This is a genomic window from Actinomadura sp. NPDC048021 (genome assembly GCF_040653135.1).
Taxonomy (GTDB): domain Bacteria; phylum Actinomycetota; class Actinomycetes; order Streptosporangiales; family Streptosporangiaceae; genus Spirillospora; species Spirillospora verrucosospora.
Map to the genome: position 1 here is coordinate 481613 of NZ_JBEZJQ010000001.1, position 20638 is coordinate 502250.

Annotated in this window: 16 protein-coding genes; 7 read left to right on the top strand and 9 right to left on the bottom strand. The window is 73.7% G+C overall.

What is annotated here, in order from left to right:
- Position 1 precedes the first annotated feature (1 nt).
- From AB0C87_RS02360 to AB0C87_RS02375, 4 genes are all read right to left on the bottom strand, one after another.
- Complete coding sequence (locus AB0C87_RS02360) at positions 2–1237, bottom strand: hypothetical protein (protein WP_360576138.1); 1236 nt, start codon at positions 1235–1237, stop codon at positions 2–4.
- A 183-nt stretch (positions 1238–1420) separates the two neighbouring features.
- Positions 1421–3487: a M6 family metalloprotease domain-containing protein gene (locus AB0C87_RS02365; protein WP_360576140.1), complete on the bottom strand. Its 2067-nt coding sequence runs from the start codon at positions 3485–3487 to the stop codon at positions 1421–1423.
- A 119-nt stretch (positions 3488–3606) separates the two neighbouring features.
- The gene (rraA, locus tag AB0C87_RS02370) at positions 3607–4089 is read right to left on the bottom strand and encodes a ribonuclease E activity regulator RraA (RefSeq protein WP_345177218.1); all 483 of its coding nucleotides are present in this window, start codon (positions 4087–4089) and stop codon (positions 3607–3609) included.
- Between the two features lie 27 nt (positions 4090–4116).
- Complete coding sequence (locus AB0C87_RS02375; protein ID WP_345177216.1) at positions 4117–4572, bottom strand: Lrp/AsnC family transcriptional regulator; 456 nt, start codon at positions 4570–4572, stop codon at positions 4117–4119.
- A 208-nt stretch (positions 4573–4780) separates the two neighbouring features.
- Here AB0C87_RS02375 and rocD point away from each other — a divergent pair, with 208 nt between their 5' ends.
- The 4 genes from rocD (at position 4781) to AB0C87_RS02395 (ending at position 9435) form a co-directional block, all read left to right on the top strand.
- Positions 4781–5947 (top strand): ornithine--oxo-acid transaminase, encoded by a 1167-nt coding sequence (rocD, locus tag AB0C87_RS02380; protein ID WP_360576263.1) that lies wholly within the window; start codon positions 4781–4783, stop codon positions 5945–5947.
- Positions 5948–6124: 177 nt separating this feature from the next.
- The gene (locus AB0C87_RS02385) at positions 6125–7093 is read left to right on the top strand and encodes an LCP family protein (protein ID WP_353833323.1); all 969 of its coding nucleotides are present in this window, start codon (positions 6125–6127) and stop codon (positions 7091–7093) included.
- 99 nt (positions 7094–7192) lie between these two features.
- Positions 7193–7822, top strand: coding sequence for a PadR family transcriptional regulator (locus AB0C87_RS02390; protein ID WP_345177211.1), 630 nt, complete (start codon positions 7193–7195; stop codon positions 7820–7822).
- Positions 7822–9435, top strand: coding sequence for a DHA2 family efflux MFS transporter permease subunit (locus AB0C87_RS02395; RefSeq protein ID WP_345177208.1), 1614 nt, complete (start codon positions 7822–7824; stop codon positions 9433–9435). Before AB0C87_RS02390 ends, AB0C87_RS02395 begins: the two co-directional genes overlap by 1 nt.
- 7 nt (positions 9436–9442) lie before the next feature.
- On the opposite strand, the gene AB0C87_RS02400 is transcribed toward AB0C87_RS02395, so the two are convergent.
- The 3 genes from AB0C87_RS02400 to AB0C87_RS02410 form a co-directional block, all read right to left on the bottom strand.
- A complete protein-coding gene (locus AB0C87_RS02400) occupies positions 9443–10006 on the bottom strand; it encodes a DUF6113 family protein (RefSeq protein ID WP_360576143.1) in 564 nt (187 codons plus the stop codon).
- Between the two features lie 23 nt (positions 10007–10029).
- Entirely contained in the window at positions 10030–10929 is a 900-nt protein-coding gene (gene mshB, locus AB0C87_RS02405) for an N-acetyl-1-D-myo-inositol-2-amino-2-deoxy-alpha-D-glucopyranoside deacetylase (RefSeq protein ID WP_345177203.1), read from the bottom strand.
- 83 nt (positions 10930–11012) lie between these two features.
- Positions 11013–12464 (bottom strand): protein kinase, encoded by a 1452-nt coding sequence (locus AB0C87_RS02410; RefSeq protein WP_353833321.1) that lies wholly within the window; start codon positions 12462–12464, stop codon positions 11013–11015.
- Positions 12465–12636: 172 nt separating this feature from the next.
- On the opposite strand from AB0C87_RS02410, the gene AB0C87_RS02415 reads away from it, so the two are divergent.
- Complete coding sequence (locus tag AB0C87_RS02415) at positions 12637–14721, top strand: prolyl oligopeptidase family serine peptidase (RefSeq protein ID WP_360576145.1); 2085 nt, start codon at positions 12637–12639, stop codon at positions 14719–14721.
- Between the two features lie 12 nt (positions 14722–14733).
- Here AB0C87_RS02415 and AB0C87_RS02420 read toward each other — a convergent pair whose 3' ends face one another.
- Positions 14734–16458, bottom strand: a complete 1725-nt coding sequence (locus tag AB0C87_RS02420; RefSeq protein ID WP_345177195.1) for an ABC transporter ATP-binding protein — start codon at positions 16456–16458, stop codon at positions 14734–14736.
- Positions 16455–18209 carry an ABC transporter ATP-binding protein gene (locus AB0C87_RS02425; protein ID WP_345177192.1) on the bottom strand — a complete coding sequence of 585 codons (1755 nt, stop codon included), beginning with the start codon at positions 18207–18209 and terminating at the stop codon, positions 16455–16457. Before AB0C87_RS02425 ends, AB0C87_RS02420 begins: the two co-directional genes overlap by 4 nt.
- A gap of 303 nt (positions 18210–18512) precedes the next feature.
- Between AB0C87_RS02425 and AB0C87_RS02430 the strand changes: the two genes are divergently transcribed.
- Together AB0C87_RS02430 and AB0C87_RS02435 are read left to right on the top strand one after the other, a co-directional pair.
- Positions 18513–19745, top strand: a complete 1233-nt coding sequence (locus AB0C87_RS02430; RefSeq protein ID WP_345177191.1) for a SpoIIE family protein phosphatase — start codon at positions 18513–18515, stop codon at positions 19743–19745.
- A 201-nt stretch (positions 19746–19946) separates the two neighbouring features.
- Positions 19947–20636, top strand: a complete 690-nt coding sequence (locus AB0C87_RS02435; protein WP_345177189.1) for a succinate dehydrogenase cytochrome b subunit — start codon at positions 19947–19949, stop codon at positions 20634–20636.
- Positions 20637–20638 lie beyond the last annotated feature (2 nt).

Sequence of the window (20638 nt, forward strand, 5' to 3'; positions counted from 1 at the left end):
GTCACCGGCAGGAGGCCGCGCGGAACGCCCACAGGGCGCGCCGGCCCGGGTGCTCCGCGAGCGTGAAGACGCGGTGGCGGCCCCGGTGGCAGGACAGGTCCTCCGGTCCGTAGGAGACGGTGCGGCGGCTCACCGGTGCCCAGCCGCGGCCGGTGTAGCGGGTCGAGAAGAGCCGGCCGCGCTCGCCGCTGCGGCTCTGGGTGAACCACCACTGCCCGCGCGTCCGGACCGCGCCCTGGACCCGGTCCACCGGGAGCCGCGCGCCGCCGTCGGCGCTCGCGGTCCCGCGTCCGGCCAAGGACTCCAGCGGCCAGGAGACCACCCGTCCCCGCGGCTGGTCCGGGCGGCAGTACTCGCCCGCGATGAGGACGTGCGGCCACGTGGTGCGGTCGATCGCCGTCCACGACATGCGCAGCGGGCCGCGGCCCCTGCACTCGCCGCCGGTCCGGCCGCGGGCGAAGTGCCGGCTGCTCGTCTGCGCCATCACGTACCGGAAACCGTGGGCGTAGTACGTGCCGCCGTGCAGCCCGATCCGGTCGGGGCGGCGAGTCGAGCCCGCCCCGCTCGCGGCCAGGTCGAAGATCTGCCGCATGTCGAACTCGCGCAGCCCGTGCCGGGTGTCGGCGACGTAGAGCTTGTCGCCGTACCAGGCGATGCCGCCCGCGTGGACGCCGACGTCGGTGTAGGTGGGCCGCCCGCCCCGCATCACCGGCGCGACGAGCAGGACGTGCCGGTAGACGCGCCGGTCGGGGTCGACGAACGTGATCCTGACCCGGCCGCCGTTGTGCCAGGACACGAGGATCGGCCGGACGCCGCCCGCCCATCGCTCGCCCGCCGCGGCGTCCGAGACGGACGTGACGCCCTGCGGGACCCAGTCCTGCGTGGTGCTGTCCGCCTGGTCGAAGCAGTAGACGAGCGAGCCTCCGGGGACCCCGGCCGCCCGTCCGCAGCCGCCGCCGAGCCTGGCGTGGCCGGGCGAGCGGAGCAGCGCGGCGACGCCGGTCCTGCCGAGCACGCCGCCCAGCGCCCTGACCGAAGCGCTCCGGTCCGTGCCGCGCCGCAGGTCGAAGTCGCGGGCGTCCAGTGGCGCCGCAACGGTGCCCGCCGCCCGCGCCGCGCTCGCCGCCCGCGCGGGCGCCGGCGCCGGGGCCGGCGCCGCGAGGGCGGCGCCCGGGCCGGCGACCGCCAGGACGCCCGCCGCGACGGCCGCGGTTCCCGGCCAGGAGACCGCTGTCACCGTACGTCTCTTGATCGTCACAGTGCGCGACATACCCAGCCGGAAGCTCCGGACGACCCCGACATGACCTAGGGAAAGACAACTTAGGGTTCGCGGCCCATTACTTCGGCGGCGTCAACCCCCGCCTCCCCCGACGTCGCGGACGGGACGGCCCCGAGAGGAGGCCGTCCCGTCCGGTAAGGGTCAGCGCAGGGCGCACGTCCCCGAGTCGGACTTCGACGGGGCGCTCTCCGAGGTCCCCGTCAGGCTGAGCCGCGCGTGGCGGGAGGCGCCCGGCCCGGCCTTCGCCCAGACCTCGACCTTGGCGCGGCCGCCCGCCGGGGCGGTGGCCAGCTCGTTCGGCAGCCACGTGGTCCAGCCGGCACCGGACACGGACGCCTTGAGACGGAACACGTCGGAGCCGTGCGGGCCGTCACCGCCCCGGCCCGTGTTGGTGAGCGTCATCGTGCACTTCGTCCAGCCCGCGCCGGTCGGCCGGGCGGGGCCGGAGTCGACCCGCACGCCGCGCCGCTGCGGCCCGGCGCCGTCCAGCGAGCTGACCGCGACCGTGTAGGACAGCACGCCCCTGCGGTCCCGCCTGAGGTTCAGGACGTAGAAGTGCAGCCGGTTCGCCTGGTCGACGTACTCGTACTCGCTGCCGGAGTTCGTCCCCGCGTGGTAGAGCGCGTCGGAGAGCTGCCGGTAGTCGCCGATCGTCATCTTCTTCGGGGTGCCGTCGGGCAGGACGAAGTCGACCTTGTCGATGTCCTGCGGGTTGGCGTCCTCGACCCAGATGAACGGGGCGCGGTCCTGGTCCTTGGTCTTGGCCAGCAGGACGCCGGAGTCGGGCGTGAAGGAGTCCGTGCCCATCCGGTCGACGACTTCGAGGGTGTAGTTGTCGTAGCCGCCGCCGTCGCACAGCGGGTCGGCGCCGGTGTCGCACTTCGGGCTCTTGTCGCCGCCCTCGCCGAGCTTGACGTTGATGCCGGTCAGGCCGCCCTTGCCCGGCTCGACCGACCGGGCCGTCACGTTGGCCACGACCATGCCCGACGCGGCGAGCCCGTCCCGGCTGAGCTGGAGCACGTCGCCGGCGTCCACCATGCCGAGCTTCAGCTTGTTGCGCAGCATGTGCTGGGCGCCCATGGACCCGCCGCCCGTCGCCGGGATCGTCCACCGGCTGTGCGGGCCGCCGGGCCCGTTGAACGTGCCGCGGCTGAGCATGTCCCACGGGCCGCTGTAGGCGCGGCGCGGCGGGTCGCCGTAGGGGTTGTTGTAGTTGTCGCCGATGCCGAGGATGTGGCTGAACTCGTGGGCGTACACGGACATGCCGGAGCTCTCGGCCTGCGTCGAGGAGACGCCCGGGATGGCGTTCGGCCAGATCGTCGAGCCGGCCTGCCAGGACGTCCAGGGGACGTACCGGGTCTTCACCCAGTTCGTCAGGGCCGGGTCGCCCGGCCCCCACTCGTTCGGCACCTGCTCCTTCGTGCCGAACTTCATCTCGCCGAACTCCTGCCAGGTGGACGACTCGTCCTGCCCGGCGCTCAGGAAGAAGACGAAGTCGAACTTGTTCGCCGCCTCCTCGCCGATGTCGGCGACCCACGCGGCCCGCGCGTCCTTGCGCAGGTCACGGCCGCAGGTGTCGCCGGTCGGGCATCCCGTCCCGCCCTGCATGCCGTCCACGCCGTACTCGTGGTCCTTGGCGGGCATCTGGTAGGCGCCGAACCCGGTCAGGTCGACCCCGAACCGGCCGCCGGAGTCCTCCATCCAGTACTCGTGGAGGGTGTGGCCGTGGTTCAGGTCCTGCGGCTTGTTGAGGAACTCCTGGTAGAACTTCGCCACCTGCGCGCGCGGGACGTCGCCGACCTTGACCGGGTTGCCGAAGACCGACGAGTTCACCGGCTGCGTGACCTCGAACGGCTGGTTCGGGTAGTCGGCGAGGACGATCGCGACGTTGAAGTTCTTCACCGACCCCTTGCGGGCCGGGTCCGCCCACGAGGCGCCCGGGATCGCGGTGTAGTCGTCCCAGGTCATCGTGTCGGGAAGCTCGTAGTTCTGGGGGTCGATCGGGCGCGGGGCGCCCGCCGCGAACGCGCGGGCGGACGGCTGCGCCCGCTGCCACGGCTGCGTCTGCGGCCAGTGCCGCATCTGCCACGGGTTGGCGGTCGGTTTCGGCACCCGGGGCCCCGGCTGCGCGGCGGCCGGGACGGCCGCGAGTCCCACGACCAGCCCCATCACCGCCGCGGGCACCAGCAGAATCTTCTTGGCGCGCATGTCTCCCCTACCTCGGCTGGGTTGCGGGGAGACGGTAAGGACGCGCGGTTCCGCCCGGCTACGGCCGACATATACGATCTTGCGCCGACCACCCTGGCATTTCGCGCCATGCGCCCAGGTCAGAGCGGGAGTTCGCGCTCCGCGACGACGATGCCGTCCTCGTCGCTGTAGAGCCAGTCGCCCGGCCGGAACTCCACGCCGCCGAACGCCACCGGGACGCCGGTCTCGCCCGCGCCGTCCTTGGCGCTCTTGCGCGGGTTGGAGCCGAGCGCCTTAACGCCGAGGTCCAGCCCGCGCAGCGCCGCCACGTCCCGGACCGCGCCGTTGATCACGACCCCGGCCCAGCCGCCCGCCACCGCCGAGGCGGCGATCATGTCGCCCATCAGCGCGGACGCCAGCGACCCGGCGCCGTCCACGACCAGCACCCGGCCCTCCCCCGGGGTGCCCAGCAGCCGCTTCACCAGGCCGTTGTCGCGATGGCAGCGCACGGTGGCGACCGGGCCGGCGAAGGCCGTCCGCGCGCCGTACTGCCGGAACTGCGTCTCGCAGCTGCGCAGCTCGTCCCCGAAGTCGTCGATGAGGTCAGCGGTCGCGAAGTCCATGACGGCAGACTACTGGTCGGTAATGCCTCAGCCGGAGGGCGCGTCGGTCGGGCGGCCGATGAGCCGCGACAGCACGATCGCCGTCTTGGTCGCGGTGATGTTGTCCTCGCGGCGCAGCCGTTCGAGGGCCTGCTCCAGATGCTGGATGTCGCGCGCCCGCACGTGCACGAGCGCGCTGGCGTCCCCGCTGATCGTGTACGCCGCGACGACCTCGGGGTGGCCGCGGACGCTGGAGTAGATCTCCTCGGGGGACGTCGCCCCGGTGCAGAAGATCTCGATGAACGCCTCGGTCGTCCAGCCGAGCGCGGCCGGGTCGACCACGGCCGCGAAGCCGTTGATCACGCCGTCCGCGCGGAGCCGGTCCACGCGCCGCTTCACCGCGGGGGCCGACAGGCCCACCTTGTCGCCGATCTGCGCGTACGAGGCGCGCCCGTCCTCCAGCAACCGCGCAACGATCCGCCGGTCGAGCTCGTCAAGACGCAACAAATAACACCCCCCGAGTCGGCTTTCGTCATTGGTCGGCAGTCAATTCCGAACATACGCTGGGTACGGACCGGCGGCCACCTGATCCGCCGGACCCCCTCCCCCTCGGCACCGGGTCCCGCGCCCGGTGTCCCCGCCATGCCCCGGCACGACCGGCCGGGCCGAGCCGCGAAGGAGCGTCGTGACGCCGACCGACCAGCTGCGAGCGATGTCCGAGGACCACAGCGCGCACAACTACCACCCCCTCCCCATCGTGGTCTCCGAGGCCGACGGCGTCTGGCTGACCGACGCGGAGGGCCGCCGCTACCTGGACATGCTGGCCGCCTACTCCGCGGTCAACTTCGGGCACCGCAACCCGCGGCTGACCGAGGCCGCGCGGCGGCAGCTCGACCGCGTCACGCTGGTGAGCCGCGCCTTCGACCACGACCAGTTCGGCCCGTTCGTCACCGAGCTCGCCGAGCTGTGCGGCAAGGACATGGTGCTGCCGATGAACAGCGGCGCCGAGGCCGTCGAGACCGCCCTGAAGACCGCCCGCAAGTGGGGCTACGAGGTCAAGGGCGTGCCCGCCGGCGAGGCGAACATCATCGCGTTCGAGGGCAACTTCCACGGCCGCACGACCACCATCATCAGCTTCTCCACCGACCCCGACGCCCACGACTCCTACGGCCCCTACACGCCGGGCTTCCGGACCGTCCCGTACGGGGACGTCGAGGCGCTCCGGGCCGCGATGGACGACAACACGGTCGGCGTGCTGGTCGAGCCGATCCAGGGCGAGGCGGGCGTGAACGTCCCGCGGAGCGGGTTCCTGCGCGCCGTGCGCGAGCTGTGCACGGCGGGCCGCGCGCTGATGATCGCCGACGAGATCCAGTCGGGTCTCGGCCGCACCGGCGCCACGTTCGCGGTCGAGCACGAGGGCGTCGTGCCCGACGTCTACATCCTCGGCAAGGCCCTCGGCGGCGGCATCATGCCGGTGTCCGCGGTCGTCGCCGACCGGGACGTCCTCGGCGTGTTCAAGCCGGGCCAGCACGGCTCGACGTTCGGCGGCAACCCGCTGGCCTGCGCCATCGGGCGCGAGGTCATCGCGATCCTGAAGACCGGCGAGTACCAGGAGCGCTCCCGGACGCTCGGCGCGCACATGCACGACCGGCTCGGGCGGCTGCCCGGCGACCTCGTCCGCGAGGTGCGCGGGCGCGGCCTGTGGGCGGGCGTGGAGCTGCACGGCAGGGCCCGTCCGGTCAGCGAGCGGCTGATGGACCTCGGCGTGCTCGCCAAGGAGACCCACGAGACCACGCTGCGCCTCGCCCCGCCGCTGGTCATCGAGCGCGACGAGCTCGACTGGGCGCTCGACCAGCTGGAGATCGCCCTCAAGGGCTGACGCTCCGGCCCGGGCGAAGGACCTGGAACGCCGCCGGTCAACGGCGCCCGGCGGCGTTCCATTCCACCCGTTCCCGGCCCCCGTTTCCGTCATCGCAAACCCCGGTCTCCGCCAAGGGTCGGCCAGCGCCCGCCCGGCGCGGCCGCCTCCCCCGCGCCCCGCCGCGAGGGTGAGGGGATGCTGCGGAACAGGAGTCGGCGCCGGGTGATCATCGGGTGCGCGGGGCTGGCGACGGGCCTCGTGCTGCTGCTCGCGGGCGGCCTGTACCTCCTGCAACGCTTCTACGACGGCGAGGTCAGGCGGGTCTCGGGCGCGCTGCCGACCGCCGGCGGGCGCCCGGCCTCCAGCGGGCGCGGCGAGAACTGGCTGCTGATCGGGTCCGACCGGCGCGCCGACATGCCCTCGATGGGCGCCCGCGCCGACACGATCATGCTCGTGCACCTGTCCGGGCACGGCGACCGGGTGTCGGTGATCGCCCTCCCCCGGGACGCCTGGGTCCCCGTCCCCGGGCACGGCTTCACCAAGATCAACGCGGCGTTCGCCTACGGCGGGCCGTCGCTGCTGATCCGGACGGTGGAGCAGCTCACCCGCGTCCGCGTCGACCACTACGCCGCGCTCGACTTCGGCGGGTTCGTGAAGATGACCGACGCCCTCGGCGGCGTGGACGTCACCGTCACCAAGACGACCCACGACCCCATGCACGACCGGACCTGGCAGGCCGGACGGCACCATCTGGACGGCGTCGAGGCGCTCGACTTCGTCCGGCAGCGCTGGAACCTGCCGGGCGGCGACCTCGACCGGATCAAGCGCCAGCAGGCGTTCCTGCACGCGCTCGCCGCCAAGGCGCTGGACACCCGCAACCCCATCAAGATCGACCGGTTCGTGCGGGCCGCGACCCGCTCGGCGACCGTGGACGACTCGGTCACCTCCGGCACGATGCGCGGTCTGGCGCACCGGCTGCTGCGGACCTCGCTGATGGAGTACCTGACGGCCCCGGTCGACCGGCCGGCCGAGCGCGACGGGCAGAGTGTCGTACTGCTGGAGGACGATGGGGTCGGAGAGCTGTTCACCGCCGTCCGGGAGGACCGGGTCGGCAACTACGTCGCCCGCAACGGCGCCGCCAACACCGTGGACTCCGTGCGCTGACCTGCCCGAATATGCCCGTTTTTCTGGGAAGATGACGGGAGCGGTCCGAGTGGATTAGTCTATGTGGACTAATCGAGTTCGACCATAAGGGCCGCAGCCATGTCCAGACCCCTCACGCCGCTGGCGCTGACCGTGCTGCGCATGCTGTGCGACGGACCCATGCACCCGTACGAGATGCAGCAGCGCATCCGCGACCACGCCTACGACCAGGCCGTCAAGATCACGCACGGGTCGCTCTACCACTCGGTGGAGCGGCTCGCCGCGGGCGGGCTGATCGAGCCGCTGGAGACGAGCCGGGAGGGCCGCCGGCCCGAACGCACCGTCTACGCGGTGACCAGCGCCGGACGCGACGCGGCGCAGTTCCGGCTCGCCGAACTGCTCGTCCGGCCCGCCGAGGAGTTCCCGCTGTTCGGCACCGCGCTGGCGTTCATCAACCTGCTGCCGGAAGGCGAGGTCGCACGGCTCCTGCGCAACCGGAGCGTCTCCCTGGAGGCGGCGCTCGCGGCGCACCAGACCGCGCACGACTCGCTCCGCAAGCAGGGCATCGAGCGCTACAAGCTGATCGACCAGGAATGGCTGATCGCGCGCCTGCGGTCGGAGCTGGACTTCGTGCGGGGGCTCGTCGCGGACCTGGAGTCCGGCCGGCTCACCTTCGACGACACCGAGCCGCGGGCGATCTGCCACCCGCGGCCCCGACCACGACGGAACGACGACGAGATGGGGGCCTGATGAAGAGATGGAGCGGCAATCCCTGGGCGATCCTGCTGACGCTCTCCCTCGGATTCTTCATGACACTGCTCGACCTGACGATCGTGAACATCGCGATCCCGAGCATGATCGACAAGCTTGACGCCTCGCTGGACGAGGTGCTGTGGGTCGGCAACGCCTACATCCTGGTGCTGGCGGTGCTGCTCATCACCGCCGGCCGCCTCGGCGACCTGTGGGGCAAGAAGAACCTGTTCATCGCCGGTGTCGCGGTGTTCACGCTGTCCAGCCTGGTGTGCGGGATCTCCCAGGATCCGGCGCAGCTCATCGCGGCCCGCGCCGTGCAGGGCCTCGGCGCCGCGCTCCTGATGCCGCAGACCATGTCCATCATCATCAGCGTGTTCCCCCCGGAGCGGCGCGGCGCCGCGCTCGGCGTCTGGGGCGCGGTGGCGGGCGTGTCCACCATCGCCGGGCCCACGGTCGGCGGGCTGCTGGTCACCAGCCTCGACTGGCGGTGGATCTTCTTCGTGAACCTGCCGATCGGCATCCTCGTGCTGGCCATGGCCGTGCCGATCCTGCCCGGCCACACCCGCACCGTCCGGCACCGGTTCGACGTCGCGGGCGTGCTGCTGGCGTCCGCCGCGCTGTTCTGCCTCACGTTCGCGCTGACCGAGGGCCAGAAGTACGAGTGGAACGAGGGCATCTGGGGCCTGATCGCCGCCGGTCTCGCGCTGTTCGTGATCTTCGTGGTCTACCAGCGAGGACGCCAGGACCGCGAGCCGCTCGTGCCGTTCTCGCTGTTCAAGGACCGCAACTTCACGATCCTCAACCTCGTCGGCGCGGCCGTCTCGGTCGGCATGATCGGCCTGTTCCTGCCGATGACGATCTACCTGCAGTCGGTGCTCGGCTTCAGCGCCCTCAAGGCGGGCCTCGTCATGGCGCCGTCGTCGGTGGTGTCGATGCTCCTCGCCCCGGTCGCGGGCCGGATGTCCGACCGCATCGGCGGCAAGTTCATCCTGATGGCCGGCCTGACCCTGTACGCCGTCGGCATGGCGTGGATGGTGATCATCGCGCAGGTCGGGACGGACTGGACCGCGTTCATCGCCCCGCTCGTGGTGTCCGGGTTCGGCATCGGCGGCGTGTTCGCGCCGATGGCCACCGAGGCGACCCGGAACGTCCCGCCGCGCCTCGCGGGCGCCGCGTCCGGCGTCAACAACACGATCCGGCAGGTCGGCTCGGTGCTCGGCAGCGCGGCGGTCGGCGCCGTCCTGCAGAACCAGCTGGCGTCGTCGCTGCGCGACGAGGCGGCGACCCGGTCGGCGGCCCTCCCGCCCGACGTGCGCGGCGGCTTCGTGCAGAGCTTCGCGGACGCCGCCAAGGGCGGCCTGGAGGTCGGCGCGGGGCAGAGCGGGGCCCGGCAGCAGCTGCCGCCCGGCGTCTCGCCGAGCGTCGCGCACCGCGTCCAGGAGCTGGCCGGCCAGGTGTTCTCGCACGGTTTCGTCCACGCGATGAAGCCCACGATGTGGCTGCCCATCGGCGTCGTCCTGCTCAGCGCCGCCGCGTGCCTCACCCTCAAGGGCCACAAGGCCGGCGCGCCCGTCCACAAGGACTCCGAGCCCGCCCCCGTGGCGAGCTGAGGACCCGCTACCCCCGGGAACGGCCCGCCTTGCCGAGCATCCATTCGCCCGGCGGGCGGGCCGGCGGAACCAGCATGATGCCGACCACGGCGGCGACCATGCCGCCGATGACGAACAGGTACCCGGGCAGCGTCGCCGAGACGACGAGATCGCCCTCGGGGCGGCGCATCTGCAGGACGAACACCACGACGCCCCACACCAGCGCCGGGACGAACGCGCCGAGCCGCCCGCCCATCGCCTTCCCCGACGCCCACGTCATCGCGAAGACCAGCGCGACCAGGACGAGCGCCGTGAGCGGGACGGGGCCGACGGACCAGTCCTGCGCGAACGAGCCCACGACGCCGAACACGCCGCCGAGGACGCCGAGCGCGGCGTAGGCGGCGCCGGACACGAACGCGTCGCCGGGGCGCTCCCCGTCCGCGGCCGCGGCGGACGCCCCGCCGCCCTCCGCGGCCGCGCCCGCGCCGGCGGGCTCGACCTCGGCGGCATCGGCCTCGGCGTCGTGCGCGCCGGCGCCCGCCGGGCGGCCGTCCTTGGCGAGCCGCACCCGGGCCCGGTCGTCCTTGTCCACGGACGCCAGCGTACCGGGGCCCGTCAGTCCCCCGCGCTCGCCAGACCGGCGAACAGGTCGCGCTCGCGGCGGCCCGGGCCGACCGGGCCGAGCTCGCCCGCCTGGAGGATGAAGTACTCGGTGCCGAACGCCTGCTGCCCCAGGTTGTTCGACAGCGCGAAGAACGGTCCGACCTGCTCGGGCGCGACCGTGACCTGGGTGTGGTGGGCGCGCAGCGCGGCCAGCTTGGCGGGCAGGTGGGCGCGGGCGTCCACGACCGTGGTGACCTCCCCGTCCGGGACGCCGGAACCCAGCTCCTCCAGCCCCGCGACGCGGGCGAACGGCAGCCGGGCCTCGCGCATCACCGCGATCGCGCGGGCGAGGACGGTGCGCGGCGCGGCGTAGGCGTAGACCTTGGCCGCCCGCCACGGCTCGGCGCCGTCCTCGTGGGAGGGGTCGGCGGCCAGCTCGAACGCCCGCCACGTGACGCGGTGCGCCTGGATGTGGTCGGGGTGGCCGTAGTTGCCGCGCTCGTCATAGGTGACGATCACCTGCGGGCGGACCTCCCGGATGACGGTCACGAGGTCGCGTGCGGCGGTCGTGACGTCCGCCTGCCAGAAGCAGCGCGGGTCGTCGTTCGTGGGGGCGCCCATCATGCCGGAGTCGCGCCAGCGACCGGGACCGCCGAGGAAGCGGTGGTCGCGGACGCCGAGCGCCTCGCAGGCCGCGGCGAGCTCGCCGATCCGGTACTCGCCGAGGGCGTCCTCCTTGTCGGAGGCCAGGTGGCGCAGATCCTCGGGGATGACCTCGCCCTCCTCGCCCAGCGTGCAGGTGACGAGGCAGACGTGGGCGCCCTCGGCGGCGTATTTGGCCATGCTGGCCCCGGTCCCGATGGACTCGTCGTCCGGATGGGCGTGGACGAACAGGATCCGCGGCTCCTTCATAGTCCACGAGCCTACTCAGGGCCCGGCATCGCGGCGATGACCGCCCTGCCCCGCGCATCCCGGAGGGCCTCCCCGGGCCCCCGTCAGCCGCCGCCGGTGCCGGTGCCGCCGGCGCCCGTTCCCGTGCCGCCGTCGCCCCCGCCGGTGCCGGGGCCGCCGGTGCCGCCGGTCCCTCCCGTGCCGCCTCCGGGACTGGTGGGCGTGCTCGGCGGCGTGTCGGTGGTCGGCGGGTCGGTCGGGGTCTCGGTGGTCGGCTGCTCCTGCGTCGGCTCGGACGTCCGCGGCGGCGGCGTGTTCTGGCGCGTCCGGGTGCGGGTCGGCGTGGGCTCCTCGGGCTGCTCGGTCGTCGGCTCCTCCGAGACCGGCCCGGAGTCGGTGACCGTCGGGGTGGGCGGGGTCTCCTTGGAGTCGCTGCCGCTCCGGGCCGCCATGAACAGGCCCACGACCAGCGCCAGCACCGCGATCGCGGCGATCGCGCCGAAGATCGGCGCCTTGGACTTGCGCTCGGGCTCCCAGTCGTCGTACCGGGGACGGCCGCCGCCCGTCGGGGGCCCGGCCGGGGGCAGGGTCCCGGTGTAGTCGCGGGGCGCGACGGGGGCCGCTCCGCGGCCCGGCTGGGTCGCGCCCGCCATCATCCCGGCGCCGGCGAGGCCGCCCGCGGCGAGCGTCGACCCCTCCGCCAGCATCGTGGTGGCCTGGGCCGGGTCGTCCATGCGGGTCTGCCCGGCGCCGCCCGGGCCGCTGCCGATCAGCGCCATCATGATCTGCTGCGCGGTCGGCCTCCGCTCCGGCTCCTTGACCAGGCAGGCCGCGATCAGCCGGTGCAGGTCGGCGGGCACGCCGTCCAGCGACGGCGGCTCGTTCATCACCCGGTTGATCACCGCGACGACGGTGTCGTCGCCGAACGGCGGGCGCCCGGTCGCGGCGAACACCATCGTGGTGGCCCAGGCCCACACGTCCACGGCCTCGGTGAGGGTGGCGCCCGCCACCTGCTCGGGCGCCATGTAGGACGGGGTGCCGATCGCCTTGGTCGCGTTGGTCTGCCCGGTGTCCAGGGCCCGCGCGATACCGAAGTCGATCACCCGGGGGCCGTCCGGGGCCATGATCACGTTGTGCGGCTTGAAGTCGCGGTGCACGATGCCGGCCTGGTGGATCGCGACGAGCGCGGTCGCGGTGCCGATCGCGAGCCGGTCCAGCGGCGCGCCGCTGATCGGGCCGGTCTCGGTGACCTGCTTGTACAGCGACGGCCCCGGCACGTACTCGCTGGCGATGTAGGGCTGGTCGCCCGCGACGTCGGCCTCCAGGACCTGCGCGGTGCAGAACCGCGCGACCTGCTTGGCCGCCTGCGCCTCCCGGACGAACCGGTTGCGGGCCATCGTGTCGCCGGCCAGGTCGGCGCGCAGGAGCTTGATCGCGGCACGGTTCCCGGAGGCGTCGACGCCGCCGTAGACGACGCCCTGGCCGCCCTCGCCGAGCCGGTCGACGATCTCGTAGGAACCGAGCCGCCGGGGGTCACCCGGCTGCAGCTCAGGCATTGACATACTCCTCAGCCCGCGACGACAGAAGTGCTTGGGGAAGCTTTGAGCTTACGCGAGCGCGGACACGGGCACGGGACATTCCCGTCCACCACGCGACGACCCGTGATCATAGAGGGCAGGAGGCCACCGTGCGCCGCAGTTCCGGACCGTCCTGGCAGACTCGGCTGCCATGAGCATCAGCTATCCGCGGCAGAGCGCCCGCACGCGACGGTTCAGCCTCGGCGTCCCGCGCGCCTTCCAGATCGCGCCGGACGGGTCGCGCGTCGCCTTCCTGCGCACCCGCGCCGGCGACGATCCGGTGACCTGCCTGTGGACGCTGGACACCGCCACCGGCGAGGAGGAGTGCGTCGCCGACCCGGCCGCGCTGGACGTCCCCGGCGAGGAGGACCTGCCCGCCGAGGAGCGGGCCCGGCGCGAGCGCGCCCGCGAGCAGGCGGGCGGCATCGTCGGGTACGCGACCGACCGCGCCATGGGGCAGGCCGTGTTCACCCTGGGCGGGCGCCTGTACGCCGTCGACCTCGACACCGCCCTCGTGCGGGAGCTGCCCGCCCGGCCGCCCGTCTTCGACCCGCGCCCCGACCCCGCGGGCCGCCGCGTCGCCTACGTGTCCGGCCGCACGCTGCGGGTCGTGGAGATGGGCGGCGCGGACGACCGCGCGCTCGTCGAGCCCGAGTCCGACCAGGTCTCCTACGGCCTCGCCGAGTTCGTCGCCGCGGAGGAGATGGGCCGGATGCGCGGCCACTGGTGGTCGCCCGACGGCGGGACCCTGCTGGTCGCGCGGGTGGACGAGACGCCCGTGCAGCGCTGGCACATCGCCGACCCGGCCAACCCGGACCGGCAGCCGTCCGAGATCGCCTACCCGGCGGCCGGCACCCCGAACGCCCTGGTGTCCCTGGTGCTGCTGAAGGTGGACGGCGGGCGCACGGCGGTGGCCTGGGACCGCGGCATGTTCCCCTACCTCGTGACCGCCGTCTGGGACCGGCACGGCCTCCTGATCGTCGTGCAGCCCCGCGACCAGCGCTCCCAGCGGGTGCTGCGGGTCGACCCGACCAACGGCGAGACCGCGCTGCTGCACACCGAGCACGACCCCGTCTGGACGGAGGTCATCCCCGGCCTGCCCGTCCGCACGCACGGCGGCGACCTCGTCTGGGCCACCGAGGACGCCGCGACCGACACCCGCCGCCTCACGGTCGCGGGCGAGCCGGTCACGCCCGCCGGCCTCCAGCTGCGCTCCGTGCTCGGCGTGGACGGCGAGTCGGTCCTCTTCACCGCCTGGGAGGAGCCCACCGAGGTCCACCTCTACTCCTACGAGAACGGCGAGGTGACCCGCCTCAGCGAGGGGCGGGGCGTCTTCGGCGGCGCCCGGTCCGGGGGCGTCACCGTGGTCTCGGGCGCGCGGCTGGACCGCCTCGGCTCCCAGGCCGAGGTGCGCACGCCGAACGCGGTCCACCCAGTCGCCTCGTTCGCCGAGACCCCGGTGATCACGCCGCGGGTGGAGCTGCTGCGCGCCGGCGACCGCGAGCTGCGCACCGCCGTCGTGCTGCCCACCGGCTGGGAGCGCGGGGACGGCCGCCTGCCCGTCCTGATGGACCCCTACGGCGGGCCGCACGCGCAGCGCGTCCTCGCCGTCCAGCGCTCGTACTGCGAGGCGCAGTGGCTCGCCGACCAGGGCTTCGCCGTCGTGATCGCGGACGGGCGCGGCACCCCCGGGCGCGGCCCGGCCTGGGAGCGCGCCGTGCGCGGCGACTTCGTCGGCCCCGTCCTGGACGACCAGATCAGCGCGCTGATCGAGGCGGCCCGCAAGCACCCCGCCGCCCTCGACCTCGACCGCGTCGGCATCCGTGGCTGGTCCTTCGGCGGCTGGCTCGCGGCCCTCGCCGTCATGCACCGCCCGGACGTCTTCCACGCGGGCGTCGCCGGCGCCCCGGTCACCGACTGGCGCCTGTACGACACCCACTACACCGAGCGGTACCTGGGCCACCCCGACGAGGAGCCGGAGAACTACGACGACAACTCCCTGCTCGCCAGGGCCGCCGACCTGAAGCGGCCACTGATGATCATCCACGGTCTGGCGGACGACAACGTGGTGGCCGCGCACACCCTGCGCCTGTCCTCGGCCCTCCTGGCCGCCGGCCGCCCGCACACCGTCCTCCCCCTGTCGGGGGTCACCCACATGACCCCGCAGGAAGTGGTCGCCGAGAACCTCCTCCACATCCAGGTCCACTTCCTGAAAGAGGCGCTCGCGAGCCAGTAGCCGCCGAAGGACTCAGCTCCTCCAGGAGGCCCAGAGGGCTGCGTAGGAGCCCCGGGCCTCCAGGAGTTCCTCGTGGGTGCCCAGTTCGGTGATGCGGCCGTCCTCCACCACGGCCACGCGGTCGGCGTCGTGGGCGGTGTGGAGGCGGTGGGCGATGGCGACGACGGTCCGGCCGTCCAGGACGGCGGCGAGCGAGCGTTCCAGGCGGCGGGCCGCGCGCGGGTCGAGCAGGGACGTCGCCTCATCCAGGACGAGCGTGTGCGGGTCGGCGAGGACGAGCCGGGCCAGCGCGAGCTGCTGGGCCTGCGCGGGCGACAGGGGCTCGCCGCCCGAGCCGACGACGGCGTCGAGGCCGGGGCCGTCCCAGTCGACGGCGGCCAGGGCCTGGCGGACGTCGTCGTCGGAGGCGCCCTCGCGGGCCATCACGAGGTTCTCGCGGAGGGTGCCGCGGAACACGTGGTGCTCCTGGGTGACCAGCGCGACGTGGCCGCGCAGGTCGTCCAGGGGCAGCTCGACCAGCGGGACGCCGCCGCCCGCGCCCACGGTGACCGCGCCCGCGCGCGGCCCGTCGACGCCGGCGAGGAGGCGGCCGAGCGTCGACTTGCCCGCGCCGCTGGGCCCCACCATCGCCAGGCGCTCGCCCGGTCTCAGGTCGAGGTCCACGCCGTGCAGGACGTCGTGGCCGCGACGGTAGGAGTAGTGGACGCCGCGCGCCGCGATCCGCTCCCCGGCGGGGCGGTCCCCGTTCGGCGATCGGTCGGGCGGGACCTCGCCGACGCCGAGCAGCCGGGCCAGGGACGCGCCGCCGAGCTGGAGTTCGTCCAGCCACTGCATGAGCGTGTCGACCGGTTCGATGAGCTGCTGGGCGTACAGCGTCGCGGCGGTCACCTGCGCGAGCGTGGCCATGCCGTTGATGTAGAGCAGGCCGCCGACGAGCAGCGTCGACACCACGGGGAGGACGAAGCTCATCTCCATCACCGGGAACAGCACCGTGCGCAGCCGCAGCGTGTACCGCTCGACCTCGTAGGACGCCGCGATGTCGGCGTCGCCGCGCTCGTGCCGCCGCTCGGCGAGCCCGAGGGCCTCCACGGTCCGGGCGCCCTGGACGGTCTCGGTCAGCCCGTCGGCGATGCCCGCCCATGCCGCGTTCTCGCGCAGGTAGCCCTTGTGGGCGCGGGGCAGGTACCAGCGCATCACCGCCACCAGCAACGGCACCGCGACCAGGGCGGGCAGCGCGACGAGCGGCCCGTTGACCATCAGCGCGGCGACGGTGAACCCGCCCACGACGATGGCGACGAGGGTCTCCGGCATCGCGTACCGGACGGAGGTGCTCAGCGTGTCCACGTCGCGGGAGGCGCGGGTGACCAGGTCCCCGGTGCCGGCGCGCTCGACCGTCGACAGCGGCAGGGCCATGACGCGGTCGACGAACTCCTCGCGCAGCTCGGCCAGCACCCGCTCGCCCAGCCTCGCCGACGCCAGGTAGGCGTACCGGATCAGAACGCCCTGGGCGACCACGAACCCGGCGATGGCCAGGCCGGTGGTGTCGATGTCGGCGCGGCCGTCGCGGACGCCCTCCACCAGGGAGCCGAGCAGGCGCGGCGTGACGAGCCCGGTGACGGCCGCCAGCGCGTGCAGGGCCAGCACCAGGGCGAGGTCGCGCGGGTGCCGGAGGACGAGCCGCCGCGCGTAGGCCCGCACCTGCGCGGGCGTCGCGACGGGCAGTATCCGGGCGCTCATGTGCCCGCCCTTTCCGTGGTCTCGCCGCGGGTGACGGTCGCCGCGTAGCGCGGCTCGGAGTCCAGCAGCTCCCGGTGCGTGCCCTCCGCGACGACCAGGCCGTCGCGGACGAAGGCGACATGGTCGGCGCGGTCCAGCATCAGCGGGCTCGTCGTGCACACCACGGTGGTGCGGCCCGCGCGCGCCTCGCCGAGCCTGGCGGCGATGCGCGCCTCGGTGTGCGCGTCCACCGCGCTGGTCGGCTCCACGAGGACGAGCACGTCGGGGTCGGCGGCGAGCGCTCTGGCCAGGCGGAGGCGCTGCTGCTGGCCTCCGGAGAACTCCCGTCCGGCCTCCGCCACGTGCGCGTCGAGCCCGATCGGGTCGACGACGTCCTCGGCGCAGGCCGCGCGGATCGCCGCCCGGAGCGCGGGCTCGCCGGCGTCCGGTGCGAGCGACTCGGCCAGCGGGCCGGAGAACAGCCGGTCCTCGTTGACCGCGACCAGGATCCGCTCGCGGACGTCCGCGACCGCGCGCAGCGGGACGCCGCCGAAGTCGACCTCGCCGTCGGCGTACCGGCCGAGGCGGTCGGCGACGGCCTGCGCGTCGCGCGGGTCGGCCGCGGCGACCGCGGTGATCCGGCCCGGCCGCACGACCAGCCCCGAGGCGATGTCGACGAGCTCGGCGTCCGCCGCCGGACGGGCCGTCCCGGCGGCGGGCAGCTCGGGGTCGAGCCGCAGCAGCGCGGTGACCCGGCCCGCCGCCACCAGCCCCTTGGTGATCTTGCTGGCGGCCTCGCCGAGCGTCTTCAGCGGGACGATCAGGAACACCGCGTACCCGTAGAACGCGACCAGCTCGCCGACGCCGATCTCCCCCCGCGCGGCGAACCGGGCGCCGGCCCAGGTGACCAGCGCGATCAGCAGGCCGGGCAGCAGCACCTCGGCGCCGCTCATCCGCGTCTCGGCCCGCGCGACCGCCACCCCCGCCTCCCGCACCCGCTGGGACTCGGCGCGGTAGCGGCCGGAGAACAGGGCCTCGCCGCCGATCCCGCGCAGCACCCGCAGGCCCGCGACGAGGTCGGTGGCGTGCGTGGTCAGCTCGCCGACCAGCTCGCGGTGCGCCTGCTCCCGTTCGCGGTAGGGCCGCAGCAGCGGGGCCGCCGCCACCAGGATCAGGGGGACGCCGACCAGCACGATCAGACCGAGCGGCGGCGACGTGGACAGCAGGATGCCGGCCACGACGACGATCGACACCACGGCGCCCGACCCGCGCGCCGCGATGTCGATGGTGTCGCCGATGTGCGAGACGTCGGAGAGCCCGACGCTCACCACCTCGCCGGCGCTCAGCCGCTTCGGCAGCGTCGAGCCGAGGCGGGTGGCCTGCCGGGTGACGAGCTGGACGGTCCGGTACGCGGCGGACAGCCAGTTGAACACGGCGCACCGGTGCCGGAGCACGCCCGTCACGGCCTGCACGGCGCCGAGGCCGAGCAGGACGGCGGCCCACGTCAGAAGGGCGCCCTCGTCCCGCGCCGCGACGCCGTCGCCGATGGCGCGGCCGAGCGCGGCGGGCATCAGGGCCTGGCTCAGCATCCAGGCCACGCCGAAGAGGGCGCCCGCGGTCACGCTGCGCCACTGGGCGCGCAGCAGCGACAGCAGGTAGCGCGCGGGGGATCCTCGATCGGCGCGGGAGGCGCTCCAAGGGTCGGGGGACGTCGTCCGCCCTCGCACAACGTGGTCGGGGCCGCCAGGATCTTTCACCGGCAACGGCTTCACCCGACGAAGGTTATGCAGGGGAACTCCCGGCACACGACTGGTTTTTCAGCAGCGCAAACGGGTTTCGGTCCGTCCGGAAGCACCGACAAAGGCGGGCTCAGGGGGTGCGCCCGGCCGCGTGGACACGCTAAGGTCGTCACCGTACGGAGCGATGCTTCCTCCGCTCCATGAGCCGGGACCCTTGGCGGCTAGGCCCACGCCGCTGCCCCGGCGCGGCCCGTGCCGCTCCCCGTTTCCGCGGGGACGAGCGGGACGACGCGGTCGTTGCCAGTGCCGTCGCCAGCCCGACTTTCCGGAAGCCCTGTGAGCACCATCAGTCACCAGACGCATCCCCTCACGCCAGGTACCGAGGACAGGATCGAGCTGCTCCTCATCGACGACGACCCCACCGACGTGCTCATGGTGGAGAAGATGCTCGCCGACAGCGGCCTGGACGCGGGGATCACCGTCGCCTGCGACCTGGACGCCGCCCGGCGCATGCTGACGCGGCGCGTCCAGTGCATCATCGTCGACCTGTCCACGCCCGGCATCGACCGGCTGGAGGGGCTGCGGCGGGTGCTCGCGCTGTCCGGCCCGGCCGCCGTCGTCGTGCTGACCGGCCTGGACGACGGCCGCCTCGGCGTCCAGGCGGTCGCCGCGGGCGCCGAGGACTACCTGGTCAAGCAGGAGATCGACGGGCCGCTGCTGGCCCGCGCGATCCGCTACGCGATAGAGCGCAAGCGCTCGGAGGAGACCGAGCGGCGGCTCGTGGAGGCCCGCATCCTCGGCCGCGAGAACGCCCGGCTGGAGCGCGGCCTGCTGCCGGTCCCGCTGATCGAGGACCCGACGCTGCGGCACCACACCCGCTACCGGCCCGGCCGGCGGCGGGCGCTGCTCGGCGGCGACTTCTACGACACCGTGCAGACCGAGGGCGGCGCCGTCCACCTGGTGATCGGGGACGTCTGCGGGCACGGCCCTGACGAGGCGGCCCTCGGCGTCCAGCTCCGCATGGCGTGGCGGACGCTCGTCCTCGCCGGGCACACCGGCGAGCAGCTGCTCGGCACCCTCGACACCGTCCTCGGGCACGAGCGGCGCAGCGAGGAGATCTTCACCACCCTCTGCATGGTCACGATCGCGCCGTCCCGGCGGACCGCGCGGATGCACCTCGCCGGCCACCCCGCGCCGCTGCTGTTCCGCGGGGCGCCGGGCGAGGGCGGCGAGGTCGCGGCGCTCCCCGACTACGCCCACGGCCCGGCGCTCGGCCTGGTGCCCGGCGCCGAGTGGCCGACCACCGAGATCGACCTCGGCGAGTCGTGGGGCCTGATGCTCTACACCGACGGCCTGATCGAGGGGCGGGTCGGCGAGGGCTCGGACCGGCTCGGCACCGAGGGCCTGGTCGGCCTGGCCCGCACCGCGCGCACCCGCGGCGCGGCCGGACGGTCGCTGATCGACGCCCTGGTGGCCGAGGTGGAGCGCCTCAACGGCGACGCCCTGACCGACGACCTCGCCGTCCTGCTGCTGTCGCGGCAGGGCGAATCGGAGCGCCCAGGGCGCTGACCACAAGCCCCTGACCTCCGTCAATGTCTTCTGGGTCACTCACCGGCAGAGTTCCCGCACCGCCTGTGAAGTCCCTCACCCGCACCCGGGTCACGGAACGGCCACAAGGCGCGTGCGGCGTGTGTTCATAGCCTGCGGCTATCGCCACCAGTGCGCTCATGACTTGGAACGAATCGCCGAGCCGGACATAACGTGCAGGTCGTGGCTATAGCGATACCTGCGATCTACCGATCGACCGTCGGCAAGAAGGCCGTGATGGCCGTCACCGGCGGCATCCTCGTGCTGTTCCTGGTCCTGCACATGATCGGGAATCTGAAGATCTTCCTCGGCGCGGAGGACTTCAACCACTACGCCGAGTGGCTGCGCACGATGGGCGAGCCCGCGGTGCCGCGGCGGACGGTGCTGACGGCCCTCGAGCTGGTGCTCGGCGTCTCGGTCGTGCTGCACATGTGGTCGGCGGTGTCGCTCGCCAAGCGCGCGGCGCACGCGCGCCCCGTGAAGTACCAGTCGAAGAAGAAGTCGCACGCGCAGGGCTACGCCGTCCGGACGATGCGGTACGGCGGGATCATCATCGCCGTCTACATCATCTGGCACCTGCTGGACCTCACGTTCTTCGCCCTGAACCCCAAGGGCGCCGACGCCACTCCCTACGAGCGGATGGTCGCCGACTTCGACCCGTCCCGCTGGTACATCACGGTCTGGTACGTCGTCGCGGTCCTGCTCGTGGGGCTCCACCTCAACCACGGCATCTGGAGCGCGTTCCAGACGCTGGGATTGCGCACGCCGCGCAGCCACAACGCCCTGAGGGGCCTCGCCGCGACCACTGCCGCGCTCGTCACGCTCGGCTTCGTCGCCGTCCCCGTCTCCATCACGTTCGGATGGGTGAGCTGATC

What these genes read in the sequence shown, in the direction of transcription:
- AB0C87_RS02365 (WP_360576140.1), bottom strand. Translation starts at nt 3,487, where the DNA reads ATGCGCGCCAAGAAGATTCTGCTGGTGCCCGCGGCGGTGATGGGGCTG.
- rraA (WP_345177218.1), bottom strand. Translation starts at nt 4,089, where the DNA reads ATGGACTTCGCGACCGCTGACCTCATCGACGACTTCGGGGACGAGCTG.
- rocD (WP_360576263.1), top strand. Translation starts at nt 4,781, where the DNA reads ATGTCCGAGGACCACAGCGCGCACAACTACCACCCCCTCCCCATCGTG.
- AB0C87_RS02385 (WP_353833323.1), top strand. Translation starts at nt 6,125, where the DNA reads ATGCTGCGGAACAGGAGTCGGCGCCGGGTGATCATCGGGTGCGCGGGG.
- AB0C87_RS02390 (WP_345177211.1), top strand. Translation starts at nt 7,193, where the DNA reads ATGTCCAGACCCCTCACGCCGCTGGCGCTGACCGTGCTGCGCATGCTG.
- AB0C87_RS02395 (WP_345177208.1), top strand. Translation starts at nt 7,822, where the DNA reads ATGAAGAGATGGAGCGGCAATCCCTGGGCGATCCTGCTGACGCTCTCC.
- mshB (WP_345177203.1), bottom strand. Translation starts at nt 10,929, where the DNA reads ATGAAGGAGCCGCGGATCCTGTTCGTCCACGCCCATCCGGACGACGAG.
- AB0C87_RS02410 (WP_353833321.1), bottom strand. Translation starts at nt 12,464, where the DNA reads ATGCCTGAGCTGCAGCCGGGTGACCCCCGGCGGCTCGGTTCCTACGAG.
- AB0C87_RS02415 (WP_360576145.1), top strand. Translation starts at nt 12,637, where the DNA reads ATGAGCATCAGCTATCCGCGGCAGAGCGCCCGCACGCGACGGTTCAGC.
- AB0C87_RS02420 (WP_345177195.1), bottom strand. Translation starts at nt 16,458, where the DNA reads ATGAGCGCCCGGATACTGCCCGTCGCGACGCCCGCGCAGGTGCGGGCC.